This is a genomic window from Ignavibacteriales bacterium (genome assembly GCA_026390775.1).
GTDB lineage: Bacteria > Bacteroidota > Ignavibacteria > Ignavibacteriales > Melioribacteraceae > Fen-1258.
This window is the reverse complement of sequence record JAPLFF010000004.1, coordinates 1-13,251: the sequence shown is the minus strand read 5'-3', so window position 1 is coordinate 13,251 and position 13,251 is coordinate 1. Positions and strand designations below refer to the sequence as shown.

Genomic DNA, 13,251 nt, shown 5'->3' with positions numbered 1-13,251 from the left:
TCAACCGACTGGAACACTATTTTAATCTAAAAATCCACATTAATCCCCTTTTTTAAGAATTATCCAAAAGAGCAATACTTGAATGAAACAATTTGTTTCATTGCTTCACAAATACCTTCTTTTTCATAAAATTTCACTATGGCACTAAGATTGTCTTCTGTCAAATAATGATTCATAAAAATTAGGTGCTAAATGAACCTAGAAGAATATTTTTTAAAGTTCAGGAATGAGATAATAGGAATTGATCAGGAATTTAATTCTCCTTATGGGAAGAAGAAAATAGTTTATGCTGATTGGGTAGCAAGCGGCAGATTATATTATCCAATCGAAAAAATCCTAATCAATAATTTTTATCCATTTGTTGGAAATACACATTCCGAATTGAGTGAAACCGGCTCAGTAATGACAAAAGCTTATTCTGAGGCAAAACAGATAATCAAAAAACATGTAAATGCAGATAAAAAAGATGTAATAATTTTTTCTGGTTATGGAATGACATCGGCAATAAATAAGTTTCAAAGAATACTTGGCCTTCACTATCCGGAACAACTTTATAAATTCACTTCAATTCCAGCAAGTGAAAAACCAGTTGTATTTGTTACTCACATGGAACACCATTCAAATCATACATCTTGGTTAGAGACAATTTGCGATGTCGTTATCATTGGTATTGACGAGCAAGGTAAAGTCAATTTGGATCTTCTAGAGGTTCTATTAATATTACATAAGGATAGAAAATTTAAGATAGGATCATTCACGGCTGCATCTAATGTTACAGGGATAGCAACACAGTATTATAAGATGTCAAAGATTATGCATAAACATGGCGGAATATGTTTGATAGATTTTGCAGCATCTGCACCTTATGTTGATATTAATATGCATCCGAAAAATCCAGAAGAAAAATTGGATGGAATATTTTTCTCACCTCACAAATTTCTTGGTGGACCAGGTTCTCCGGGCATTATGATCTTTGATTCTAATTTATATAATAGAAAAGTGCCTGACAATCCTGGTGGTGGAACTGTAGATTGGACTAATCCATGGGGTAAACATAAATATATTGATGACATTGAACTGCGTGAAGATGGGGGAACTCCAGGATTTTTACAAGCAATAAAAGCAGCGCTTGCAATAAAGCTTAAAGAAGAAATGGGAGTAGAAAATATTTTAGCCCGTGAAGAAGAACTTCGCAAAATTGCATTTAACAAATTAAAGATGATTCCTTCACTGCATCTTCTTGATCAAGAACAAAAAAAACAACTTAGTATTTTTTCTTTTTATGTAGAAGATGTTCATTATAATTTGATGGTGAAATTATTAAATGACCGATATGGAATTCAGATGCGCGGAGGTTGTTCTTGCGCGGGAACGTACGGACATTATTTATTACATGTTGATCCAACACGTTCAAAAAAGATTACCGATAAAATTGACCAAGGGGATTTCTCTGAGAAACCGGGATGGGTCCGTTTTTCACTTCATCCGACTATGACAAACCAAGAACTTAATTATATATTATCGGCTATTGATGAGGTTATAATTAATCATAAAGCTTGGTCTAAAGATTATGAATACTCACCCAAAACGAATGAGTACTTTCATTATACTCAAAAAGGGATTGATTATACTCAAGTTCATGATTGGTTTAAGACAATAGAGAATTAATTTTTATTATTCAGATACATTACCAGATGTTATTAATTTTATCTAAAGAATTTTACCAGTTTTTGGTGTGCCTTCTTGGGAAGTTCCGCATTGTAATTTTTATAAAAGCTGATGGTTGTCACTTTTAACATAACATGGATATTCGGTATGCCACTTAAAAACAAAAAGATTTAATAAGAAATAATAATTTATAAATGTAAGTAAATATTATGAACCTCTTCAGTGTTACCATCATTGTTTTTATTTTAAATATACCTTTTGGCTATTGGAGAGCAAATACAAGAAAATTTTCTAGACAATGGCTTCTGTCAGTTCATATCCCCGTTCCCATAGTAATAGCTCTTCGAATCTTTTCAGGATTAGGATGGCGCTTTATCACATTCCCCATATTGGTAGGTGCTTTCTTTTTGGGTCAGATTTTAGGAGGGTGGCTACACTTATGTTTCGCTAAATATATGAGAGCGCAGATCACATCTTGCCTTTTCTTGGAGTTGATTAAAATTACAAACACTTTCAGGTCAAAAAATGACAAGGTATAATAAAACGAAATTTGGATTATGTGGACTGCATACCTCTTTGCCGACGTTTCCATATTCAAAATTTGATCCGCATGTCAAAAGCAGAAATATTATAAGATTGTCTGTAATTCTATTACTGATGAGGATATATATTATATAGATAGGAAAAATAAAATCTAAGTCACTTTTTGGACACAGCTTTTCAAATCGGTGTATATCTAAGCTAATAACACAGTATTTTTAGCACTGAGGAGATTCCCTCTCTCTCCTCATAGAAAAATAAAACCTCGACTATAGCAAAAGAATGCTGTTTTCGAAGTTTTTGTTTTTAAAAGGGGTCTGTGTAGTCTTGTCCATATTCAATATTCCATCCGTCTCTATTTTTGACTGAATATTAAGATAATGATTGTTTCAGTCAGTGATAAGGACGAAAAATTTCGAGAAGTACTAACATAAATTTGTCAAAAAATTATTGTCTTGTTACAGTTTTAGTCGAAAAAGATATAACCTTTGGTCGATCAGTGAAGATTTTTAACGCAGATTAAAATTAAAGAATTAATTACGCAGCTTTTCGGAAATAATAGTTGTGCAAACCATTAGCAACTTGTACTTTATCAATCTCACCGATTACTTGAGCTTGTCTTGATTCCGGAGAATCTTTATTCAACCCAAGATGCGTTCGTTGATTGTTGTAATAATGAAAATATTCTTTCAGAAGTTTTCTCAAATGACTTTCACTCATAACAATTAAGTGATCAAGAAATTCTCTCCGAATACTACCAATAACTCTTTCGCAATATCCATTCTGCCACGGAGATCGATATGCGGTTACTATTTCTCGAATACCAAAATTAGAAACACTTTGTTTAAACAAATTACCAAATCTACAATCGCGATCTCGAATTAAGTATTTAGGAGTTTTTGAATCATAGAAAGTATTCTTTAGTTGCTGAGTAGCCCATTGAGAAGTTGGATTAGCAGTAATATTAAAGTGAATAATCTTTCGTCTCCCATGAGAGAGAAAGACTAATACATGTAGTAACTTAAAATTAATAGTTGGAACACAAAAGAAGTCGATGGAAATTATTTCTGAAACATGGTTTTTAAGAAATGTTTTCCAGCGTTGACCAGTTTTATTATACTTATCCTTCGGAGTATATCTCCAAACAGTAGCTTGAGAAATATCATAACCGAGCTTAAGAATTTCTCCGTGTATTCGAGGAACACCCCACATAGGATTTTCGTTTGCAATCTTTTTGATGATTTCAATCTATTCTAATGGAACTTTTGGTCTTCCGGCGTCATTTTTACTTTTCCATCGCAAATACTTGTTGAAACCTTTTCGATGCCATCTGATAACTGTTTCTGGTTTTATGATGATCAGACTATCTCGCCATTTACTATAGACTTTTCGAATGAATAGGAAGAAGAGCTGATCACCCTTTCTTATCTGGATCTTCTTGGATTTTCTATTTAGAATTTCGAGTTGTCTCCTAAGGAAAATGATTTCCAGTTGGAGTTGCGTTCTTGATTTGAAGACACCAAGACAAAACAATATGAAAGATTTGATCATGTTAGGTTTATTTCTATTAATTTTAGGTGAGCAAAAATATAGATATTAACGTGAATTAAGTGTTTTTATACGGATGAGATTTTGAATATGCACAACCGGATTACGATTTTAGTGTAAGCAATGATGGCAAAGAGATTGTTTACTGCCAAAATTACTGGAAAGCAAAGTTTATCATTTTAGATAACATATTTAAATAAATATGATCGGTAAAACCGTTTTACATTACAAGATAATAGAAAAGATTGGTTCAGGCGGGATGGGAGTAGTTTATAAAGCCGAGGATACAAAACTCCACCGTACCGTAGCACTCAAATTTTTACCACCAGAACTAACACGCGACGAAGATGCAAAACATCGTTTTATCCATGAAGCACAAGCGGCTTCACAATTCGATCATCATAACATTTGCACGATCTATGATATTATAGAAATAGAAGACAACCAAACTTGCATTGTGATGCCATGTTATGAAGGAATGACTTTGAAAGAAAAAATTGCGAATGGAGAATTGAAAATTGAGGAAGTAATTGATATTGCAAAACAAATTGCAGAAGGATTGAAGAAAGCGCACGAGCATGGAATAATTCATAGAGATATAAAATCGGCGAACATTTTTATAACTAAAGACAGTATTGTAAAGATTTTAGATTTTGGATTAGCAAAACTTTCCAACAGAACACAAATGACACGCATGGGAGATACTGTTGGAACAGTATCGTACATGAGTCCGGAACAAGCAAGAGGAATGAAAGTAGATCATCGAACCGACATCTGGTCTTTCGGTGTAGTGATGTATGAGATGTTAACGGGAGAACTTCCATTCAAGAGTGAGTATGAACAAGCGGTAATTTATTCAATATTAAATGAAGAACCGAAATCGCTTCATACAATTCGGAATGACATTTACTCTGAAGTTGAACAGATAGTAGAAAGATCAATCAAAAAAAATCCGGATGAGCGTTATCAAACAATTAACGATATGGTCATTGATCTTAGAACGATAAAAAAAGAAGAAGATAGAGTTGCTCAATTAAACCCAACCATTGATAGGACTAAAACATTAAAAAAATCAAATCAGAATTCTTTTAAATTGTTTCTCAAGAATAAAAAAAGACTTTTAGCAATTATTGTTCTCCTGCTAGTTTGTTCTGGGATTGTATTTTTAGTAATTCCACGTGCGCCGCAATTGAATCCCGAAATGAAATCACGGACACTAACAGTTCCCTTTCGTGATGTAAACTATGCTAACTTGTCCAAAGACGGGAACTGGTTTATATTCCCTGCAAAAGTTGACGAAGGGAAATATGGCATCTACATCATGAACACATCTCAAGGCCAACCGCGAAAAGTTACTAGCGATTCCAGCGAGATACGTAAGGCAATGCTGTCACCAGACGCAAGCACAATTTTATATACTCGCCGTAATACAACTAAAGATATTGATGAGATTGTAAACGTCTCCACGTCAGGTGGACCGGGAAGAGTAATCTTAGAAAATGCAGAATTGCAAGATTGGCGAACTGATGGACAACGTATTTTGTATTCAGAAGAGAATAAAATTTTAAACAATCAAAGGGTTTTAAAATGTTGGAGTGCAAAAACTGATGGATCGGAACATTACTTTGAATTTTCCGATACAAGTAAATATAATTTAATACTACGTTATTCATTTAAATACTCACCAGACGGTAAATCAATAGCCTGGATTAAGACTTTTTCTGAGAGATACTCTGAAATAATGATTTATGATTTAGAGAAGAAAACGAGCAGACAACTTACATTTGACAAAAAAATTGCCGATGCCCCAATCTGGAGTCCGACAGGACACATTCTTTACTCTTCAAATAGAAATGGAAATGTTAATTTATGGGTAATCTCTTCCTCTGGGGGAGAACCAATACAATTAACCCGTGGAGCCGGAAATGATTACATGAATGGAATTTCTAGTGACGGGAACAGATTTTTATACTCTGAATCGCAACCTGTAAATGGAGACATTTTTATTGGGAACCTGAGTAGTGGAAATGCTAAGCAACTTACTTTTGGTGACCGTCAATATGCATTCCCGGAAATTTCACCGAATGGAAAACAGATTGTTTTTGTTTCTAAAGAACTTGATGATCTCGTCGGCATTCGTAATATTTATGTTATGGACAGTGATGGAATGAATGTGCGCAAGCTGACATTCGATGAGTATTTTAGTATTTACCCATCTTGGTCTCCAGATGGGAAATGGATTATATATATGGCTAATTCTTTAAGTCAGTCTTTGGATTCAAGTCGGATTTACATTGCCGAGGCTGAGAAACCTGGATCGTCAAAATTGATAGGATCTGGATCATGGCCTGACTGGATTACTGAAAAGGAGTTTACGTTTTGGAAATCGCAAATAAAATATATCGGTTCAATTAATTCTAAAGAAGTTCAGAGATTTTCCGAAGATTCTGTCACTGCATATCCTGTATTGAATGCAAAATATGTAGTGATCAATGACTATCGTACAACTCGAAACGGATTGTGGATAACATCAATGAACTCATACAAATTATCAGGGACAAAAGAAGCAAGACAAATATTCAAAGGGACTGTTGATGGACTTTGGTTTACAAACAAAGAGGTCTATTATAGACATCATGATTCACCACCTGCAGAATTTCACAGAATTTCTTTACCAGAAGGAAGAGATATTCCTGTGAGTATTAAATTCCCTGGGCTTGATAGCCGTTTCACTCTCAGCGGCGATGGAAAGACAATTATCTATAGCCAATTTTATTCTACAACAAAATTTATTGTTATCAATAACCTCTTCAAATAAATATAATTTGCAGAACAATTTCACGCTACAAGACTGTCCATATTCATTATTCAAACCGCAACTAATATTTCTCAATTATTTTGAAATATGCATTGATTTTCGGCGATGTGACCCGAAAAGTCTGGAGGCAAAGACCTAATATTATTCTAGATTTTTCTTCATGAAAGGAATTTTACTGAAAACAGATATGGAAATGCCCAGATCAATTAAGACTTTATTCGAAAGAATAATCTGGAGAATTACTTACGCAGCTTTCCTAAAGTAGAAGTTATGCAATCCATTGGCAACAGCAACTTTCTCAATCTTGCCAATTACATGAACTTCTCTCGATTCAGGAGAATCTTTATTCAACCCAAGATGAGTTCGCTGATTATTATAATAATTAAAATATTCCTTTAGAAGTTTTCTCAAATGACTTTCATTGATAACAATTAAGTGATCAAGAAACTCCCTTCGTATACTTCCAATAACTCTTTCCACATAACCGTTCTGCCATGGTGATCGATAAGCCGTAACAATCTCACGAATACCGAAATCAGAAACATTTTATGAAAACAAATTGCCGAATTTAGTATCACGATCACGAATTAGGAACTTGGGTATTTCAGAATCATGTAGTGCGTTTCTTAGTTGTTGCGTAGTCCATTCAGAAGTTGGATGAGCAGTGACATTAAAGTGAATGATCTTCCTTCTTTGATGTGACAAGAAAACCAGAACATGTAATAATTTGAAATTAATAGTTGGTACAGTAAGAAAATCTATTGAGATAATTTCGGCCGTATGATTTTTCAGAAATGTTTTCCAGCGTTGCCCGGATGTTCTACCGTTCTTCTTGGAAATATATCTCATGACTGTCGATTCAGAAATATCAAACCCGAGTTTAAGAATCTCTCCATGAATACGGGGAACTCCCCATAATGGATTTTCATTAGCCATCTGCTTAATGAGATTGATTTGTTCTTGCGGAATTTTAGGTCTTCCTCCTTCACTTCTGCTCTTCCATTTCCAATATAATTTGAAACCTTTTCGATGCCAATTTATTACTGTGGCAGGTTTAATTATCACTAGGCTTTGCTGCCAATTGGAAAAGATACTTTTCATTACAGTAAAAAAGAGCCGATCCCGATTCTTAATTTGGAGTTTTTTCCTGGATCGATTCAGAATTTCTAGTTGTTTTCTGAGGAATACGATTTCAAGTTGCAATTGAGTTCTTGATTTGAAGAAACAGAGTTTTGACGAGTTAATTTGAGAAATATAAAAATAGCGATTTCAGATCCTAATCATTATTTTTAATGCGGATGGACTTTTGACTAGGCACAGTTCCGAAAGAAGTAATGGTAAGATTGAGTATCTATAATGCGATAGGACAAGAGATTAGAAAATTAGTTAATCAAGAAATAGGAGTAGGGTCATATTCAGTGGATTTTAATGCAACTGAATTACCTAATGGAATTTATTTTTACAAGATTCAAGCTGGTGATTTTACTCAAACAAAGAAAATGATTTTGTTGAAATGAGCTCATGCAGTTTGACAGATACCTTTTTTTATTTTAAATTACATCTGCAACAAAGAGTAATCCCACCATGATTCTGCAAATTATAAATATCTTTTCCTATAACCACTCGCGAATTATAAGTCGTAAGACTTTCTATATAACAAAACTTATTATTTCCTTATCTCGATTAATTTAATTCAAACACATTAAAAGATGTATGAGTTAAGAATATGTTTATCGTCTTTCTTTGATAGATGTATTGTTACCAAGTTAGCATAGTGAGATAATTAATAATTATACCATACATTAGAAGCGAGGTGTGAAATTATGAATTGTTACAAATGCAAAAATGAAATTAAATCCAATCAAAAATATGCTGCTATTCTTGACAGTCATAAACTTTATCAAAATACTGAAGACGCACGTAAAAATTTTGAAATTGACGTTTATGATAAAGCTCTGCAAATCACTCAATATCTATGTGCGAATTGTATTAATGAGAGTATTGATAATCCTTTTATAAAGGTAGATGGATGGCGTTTACCTTTGCCTAGTTATTCGCTTGGGATTCATGCACAAAGTAATGCTGTTATGGGTTATGCAAATAAGAATAGAGAAGCTAACGGTAAAGAAGTGTGTATAATTTGCAGCCGAAGGAGCTCAAACTATAAAATAACAGCATTCTACAATAATTACGGGGTACTGGATTGGATGTGGTTATGTGATTATTGTATTAATGATTGGTGCAACCATCCGAAACGATTGTTGTTCAGCCGAAAAAAAATATTTACTTGGTCTTCATTCTTTTAATTATAGATGTAACTAATAATACTGTCCCGAATATTGTGAGATCCGTGTTTTATAGTTAATTAAATAAAAGTGCTTGTTGGGTTTCAGACTTAAAAACATAAAGTATATCTACTACCATAACAAGTAACGCATAAATGAAAGAGGAAGAAATGGACAAAGAACAACTTTACACATTAGTCACCAGAGGAAATGCTTATCAATTAGATGCATCATTACAATCTGGTTTGGATGTTAATACGCCGCTTCCTAGTGGTGAACCTATGATTGTTGTAGCAGCTTGCATGGGTGATGCACGTTTGGACATTACAAAAACACTTGTAAAGCATGGTGCAGATATTAACATGCCAATTGGAAGTATGACTTTGCTGAAGTGGATAAAAAAACCTTCGTACTGCGATAATGAAGGAACTATAGCTTTTCTTGAATCAAGAGGTGCGAAGGAGATCGATCTTTGAAAAAAGAATAAAAGAACTTATTGAACAATCAAAGAAATTATTGAAGATATGATTGATAAAATTAAGGGAGACAAAGGAAACAAATAGAAATAATTGCCTAACCAGCTTTTCCACCCGACAGCGTTTTCAATGCGGCATTATTCTAATTCTCGGGTTGGATAAAAAAGTGAAGCATTGCAAGTGACATTGTTCTATTAAATAAAATTATTAATAATTATTGGCAGTAGCTTTTCAATCGGCATTCTTATTCTGGGCTGCCGATTAGCGGCAACGTCGTTAGACAACAGCATTTGTTACGGAGGTTAAGATGAAAAATATTCTCGGTTATTATTTATTTCTGATTATGATGTGCATTCTCCAGAATAATTATTGTCTTGCACAAAAACTTGAAAAGATGCCGCAGCTTCATACCGACCAAGTATGGATCTCATCTGTTCCAACCGGACTTAATATTTATTTTGCAAAAGATACTACTACCGGAAATTTAGATGAAGAGAGTTCAAAAGTTTATAATAGAAAGGAAAATCGTTTTTTTTTGATGCAGAATAAATATCTCAAGGGCAAAACGCCAATTCTACTTAATTCAGTTTCACCGGGCAAATATTTAATCGGCATAGAACCTGTTGATCTTATAATAATTAAAAAAAGTAGAGATCCAAATGCATTCTTTGATGATATATCGTTCCATAATTCCGACCCGACACACAAAGCATCTGCTGTAATTACACCAATTCCTCTTGGTGGCTCATCAAGTCTTTTAAAACCGTTTCAGCAAGGAAAATTTAAGAACACTGCTGTTGCGTATAGTTTTTCCAAAAGCGATTCTGCCGGTTCTTGTTTTATTATTTTAACTTCTACCGATAGTACAATTACAGATGTCAAAACTAAAGCATTATATCCTAAAGGGAATAATTATGAATTCGATGACACCAAACTTAAAAATAGCTTAATGAATAATGGTTATATCGCACTTCATTTAGAATCACAGATTCCGGAAATAATAAATTATTTGCATCGTGGAGGAAAAGTTATTGCTGGCGATAAGAATACTGAGTTTGTTGTTGAATTGGTTAGACCATACAAATGGGTAATAGATATGCGAATAAAAGTAGTTAATTAAAAAAAGAGATTACCGATACTTCGTTTAATAAGAAATGGAAAAATTTATTGCCTAACCCGTTCTTCAAGACCGACCGCTTTAAACGTTGCGGCATTGTTGGAATTATAAAATTGAGTTTGAAAAAGTTAGTTGCTTTTTGAAGTAGGTTATAAAAGAAAAGTTAATCAAAAATTATAGCATTAGTCTTTCAAAGCTTCATTGCTGTGTTGGGCGGACGGGTGAAAAGCCACACCGTTATACAGTGTAATAATTCGAGGTGATTGTGAAGATTAAAATAATTTTTAGATCGCTCAATATTCTAATAATAATTCTTTGGTTCAGTAATTATTATTCTCAAGACCTTTATCCTGAACGCAATGTTAATTCTGCCAAGGATAGAGTAGAATGGCTTAAAAGAAATGTCGTGGAGATTAAATCAACTAATCCAAGTGATGATGATTATTCCGACTTAGAACAATTAAAAAATAAGATTGGTAATTCAAGAATTGTTTTACTTGGTGAACAAAGTCATGGTGACGGAACTACTTTTCTTATGAAAACTAGATTAATCAAATTCCTCATAAAAGAGATGGGGTTTGATGTAATTCTATTTGAAAGCGGTCTTTTTGATTGTAGAAAAATTGATGAGTTTATAAAAAATGGTGTCCCAGCTATTCAAGCAATTAGAAAAGGGGTTTTCCCGATTTGGAATAAAAGTGAACAATTTCAACCTCTCGTTGAAGTAATAGAGAAGTATCGGAATGAATTGCATATTGGTGGATTCGACTGCCAATTTACTGGCGAAGCTTCGAAGGAATTTTATCTAAATGACTTTGAAAAATATTTAAAAAGTGAAACCGTCGATACGAGTAATTTTTCCAATTGGCCAAATACAAAAGCAATACTTAAAAATATTTCTGAAGAAAGATTTATCAAACCAAAACCTCAGCCACCTACAATTGATTTGCAAACCGACTTCTTGAAAAACATACAGCAAATAATAACAACTTTACAACCCTTGTCTAATGATTCAACTCCCGATGATACCAAGTTTTGGATTCAGATGTTAGAAAGTTCCTTGCAACAAACCAAAAGTATTTGGCAATCTTATGGGATTAAAGATATGGGAATGATTCCAATCGAGACTAGAATTATCCGGGATATTCAAATGGGGAAAAATTTAATTTGGCAAGCGAATAATAATTATCCAAACAAAAAGATAATTGTATGGGCGGCCACTTTTCATATCGCAAGAAATTTGCCCAGTATAGAAGTTATCGGAAATCCAAAAATGTATGAAGGGATAGTTACAATGGGTGATGTTGCTTGGGAAACACTTGGTAACCAATTATATGCAATAGGTTTTACAGCTTACCAAGGAATTGTTGGTTGGGCAAATAATGAAAATAAACGAACACTGGAAAAACCAGAATCTAATTCTTTAGAAGATTTATTTTTCAAAACTGGTTACGAAAATTGTTTCCTTGATTTGCGAAAAATTGATAATAGTGGGCAATGGCTTAAACAAAGAATAAGTAGCCGTCCATTGGGGTATGGTGCTATGAATTCTGATTGGACAAATAATTTAGATGGAATTGTTTTTACAAAAGAAATGATTCCAAGTAAGAAAGTTTCTGAATGAGCAAAGAATATTAGAATATGTAAACACTGTATAACAAGCGTTTCAAGCGGACTACTTCAGCCGGTCGTAGAATTTGCAGTTAGTCTTTGTAGTGTTTGTTGAAGTTGAGAAGTAACTAAATAATATAAACAGTAAATCTGTTGTTTGCAGCGCAAACTATACGGCAGCCGCTTAAACACAATGACGTTAGGCTTTAATATTAAGTGAGGTATAAAATGAAAAGTATATTAATATATGTTCTATTCTTTTCTGTAATATTAACTTTTTACAGTACAAGTGAACTGAAGGGTCAGAACGGTTTTAAGATAGAGTTGATTTCAACTAAATTGGTAAATAGAGTAGATGCAGCATTTGGTGGTGACTGGCAATAAAAGTAAAGATGTTTAATACACCTGCAATGGAACGATTGAATACTGCATACTTACTGTTTGAGTATGAATATGAAGGAGTCAAGATAACAGCTCGATGTCTTGGAATGACTCTTGGTTCAGAAGAAAAAAAAGATGGGAGATGGTTTTTAAATGATGAAGCAGGTAAGTATTGGGATATGGGGTCACCTAAAGAAGAAATAGATGATTGGTATGTGGAGTTTTTGTTTCCCATCCCACTAAAAGTTAAAAACGGTATTTTAAAATATGAGGATAAAGTTCTAATAGAAAAAGTTAAGATAAAATAATAAATAAAGCCTAACCCGTTCTTCAAGCCGATCGCTTTAAACAGTGTGGCATTTTTATGATCATGAAGTTTGGTTGCAAAAGTAAGTTGCTCTTTGAGTTTAGTGAACAAAATAGATTAATAAATAATTTTTAAGAGGTTATTATGTTCGAACGTCTTTTATCAGATAATCCTCTACTTTCTTATTTAATTGGATTTTTGGTTCTATCGGCGATAGTTTCCATTATCCGTTGGATTGTTATTTTCTATAAAAAGTGAATTGATACTGCATCCAAGACAGAGTTTATCAAAGCAGCGGAAAAAGGATTGCTTGATGAATGCACAAGACTAAGCGATAATGGGACAGATGTTAATCAGACAACAAAGCTTGGTAATACCGCATTAATAATGGCTTGCCGCAGCGGACAATTTGAAACTGTAAAATTTCTAATCTCCAAAGGTGCGGATATTAATCGCTTGGGAGAAGACAATCAAACAGCATTAATGAATGCTATCTTTCA

General features: G+C 33.5%; 13 protein-coding genes. 10 read left to right on the top strand and 3 right to left on the bottom strand.

Going from position 1 to position 13,251, the window contains the following annotated elements; genetic code table 11:
* Window positions 1–192 precede the first annotated feature (192 nt).
* Window positions 193–1,668, top strand: a complete 1,476-nt coding sequence (locus NTZ27_04100) for an aminotransferase class V-fold PLP-dependent enzyme (protein ID MCX6173920.1) — start codon at window positions 193–195, stop codon at window positions 1,666–1,668.
* 1,077 nt (window positions 1,669–2,745) lie between these two features.
* Here the strand turns inward: NTZ27_04100 and NTZ27_04095 are convergent.
* The gene (locus NTZ27_04095) at window positions 2,746–3,420 is read right to left on the bottom strand and encodes an integrase core domain-containing protein (protein ID MCX6173919.1); all 675 of its coding nucleotides are present in this window, start codon (window positions 3,418–3,420) and stop codon (window positions 2,746–2,748) included.
* Between the two features lie 538 nt (window positions 3,421–3,958).
* On the opposite strand from NTZ27_04095, the gene NTZ27_04090 reads away from it, so the two are divergent.
* A complete protein-coding gene (locus NTZ27_04090) occupies window positions 3,959–6,574 on the top strand; it encodes a protein kinase (GenBank protein ID MCX6173918.1) in 2,616 nt (871 codons plus the stop codon).
* A 243-nt stretch (window positions 6,575–6,817) separates the two neighbouring features.
* Here NTZ27_04090 and NTZ27_04085 read toward each other — a convergent pair whose 3' ends face one another.
* A complete protein-coding gene (locus tag NTZ27_04085) occupies window positions 6,818–7,093 on the bottom strand; it encodes an integrase core domain-containing protein (GenBank protein MCX6173917.1) in 276 nt (91 codons plus the stop codon).
* Window positions 7,094–7,120: 27 nt separating this feature from the next.
* Window positions 7,121–7,639, bottom strand: a complete 519-nt coding sequence (locus NTZ27_04080; GenBank protein ID MCX6173916.1) for a helix-turn-helix domain-containing protein — start codon at window positions 7,637–7,639, stop codon at window positions 7,121–7,123.
* 269 nt (window positions 7,640–7,908) lie between these two features.
* Here NTZ27_04080 and NTZ27_04075 point away from each other — a divergent pair, with 269 nt between their 5' ends.
* From NTZ27_04075 to NTZ27_04040, 8 genes are all read left to right on the top strand, one after another.
* The gene (locus NTZ27_04075; protein ID MCX6173915.1) at window positions 7,909–8,091 is read left to right on the top strand and encodes a T9SS type A sorting domain-containing protein; all 183 of its coding nucleotides are present in this window, start codon (window positions 7,909–7,911) and stop codon (window positions 8,089–8,091) included.
* A gap of 306 nt (window positions 8,092–8,397) precedes the next feature.
* The gene (locus tag NTZ27_04070) at window positions 8,398–8,880 is read left to right on the top strand and encodes a hypothetical protein (GenBank protein ID MCX6173914.1); all 483 of its coding nucleotides are present in this window, start codon (window positions 8,398–8,400) and stop codon (window positions 8,878–8,880) included.
* Between the two features lie 149 nt (window positions 8,881–9,029).
* Window positions 9,030–9,335, top strand: a complete 306-nt coding sequence (locus tag NTZ27_04065) for a hypothetical protein (protein ID MCX6173913.1) — start codon at window positions 9,030–9,032, stop codon at window positions 9,333–9,335.
* Window positions 9,336–9,642: 307 nt separating this feature from the next.
* Window positions 9,643–10,455: a hypothetical protein gene (locus NTZ27_04060; protein MCX6173912.1), complete on the top strand. Its 813-nt coding sequence runs from the start codon at window positions 9,643–9,645 to the stop codon at window positions 10,453–10,455.
* A gap of 403 nt (window positions 10,456–10,858) precedes the next feature.
* The gene (locus NTZ27_04055) at window positions 10,859–12,076 is read left to right on the top strand and encodes an erythromycin esterase family protein (protein ID MCX6173911.1); all 1,218 of its coding nucleotides are present in this window, start codon (window positions 10,859–10,861) and stop codon (window positions 12,074–12,076) included.
* Between the two features lie 215 nt (window positions 12,077–12,291).
* Window positions 12,292–12,447 (top strand): hypothetical protein, encoded by a 156-nt coding sequence (locus NTZ27_04050; protein ID MCX6173910.1) that lies wholly within the window; start codon window positions 12,292–12,294, stop codon window positions 12,445–12,447.
* A gap of 8 nt (window positions 12,448–12,455) precedes the next feature.
* A complete protein-coding gene (locus NTZ27_04045) occupies window positions 12,456–12,752 on the top strand; it encodes a hypothetical protein (GenBank protein MCX6173909.1) in 297 nt (98 codons plus the stop codon).
* A 305-nt stretch (window positions 12,753–13,057) separates the two neighbouring features.
* Window positions 13,058–13,251, top strand: a 194-nt coding sequence (locus tag NTZ27_04040; GenBank protein MCX6173908.1) for an ankyrin repeat domain-containing protein, incomplete at its 3' end; no start/stop codon positions are given.

What these genes read in the sequence shown, in the direction of transcription:
- NTZ27_04065 (MCX6173913.1), top strand. Translation starts at nt 9,030, where the DNA reads ATGGACAAAGAACAACTTTACACATTAGTCACCAGAGGAAATGCTTAT.
- NTZ27_04060 (MCX6173912.1), top strand. Translation starts at nt 9,643, where the DNA reads ATGAAAAATATTCTCGGTTATTATTTATTTCTGATTATGATGTGCATT.
- NTZ27_04075 (MCX6173915.1), top strand. Translation starts at nt 7,909, where the DNA reads ATGGTAAGATTGAGTATCTATAATGCGATAGGACAAGAGATTAGAAAA.
- NTZ27_04050 (MCX6173910.1), top strand. Translation starts at nt 12,292, where the DNA reads ATGAAAAGTATATTAATATATGTTCTATTCTTTTCTGTAATATTAACT.
- NTZ27_04100 (MCX6173920.1), top strand. Translation starts at nt 193, where the DNA reads ATGAACCTAGAAGAATATTTTTTAAAGTTCAGGAATGAGATAATAGGA.
- NTZ27_04095 (MCX6173919.1), bottom strand. Translation starts at nt 3,420, where the DNA reads ATGTGGGGTGTTCCTCGAATACACGGAGAAATTCTTAAGCTCGGTTAT.
- NTZ27_04045 (MCX6173909.1), top strand. Translation starts at nt 12,456, where the DNA reads ATGTTTAATACACCTGCAATGGAACGATTGAATACTGCATACTTACTG.
- NTZ27_04070 (MCX6173914.1), top strand. Translation starts at nt 8,398, where the DNA reads ATGAATTGTTACAAATGCAAAAATGAAATTAAATCCAATCAAAAATAT.
- NTZ27_04090 (MCX6173918.1), top strand. Translation starts at nt 3,959, where the DNA reads ATGATCGGTAAAACCGTTTTACATTACAAGATAATAGAAAAGATTGGT.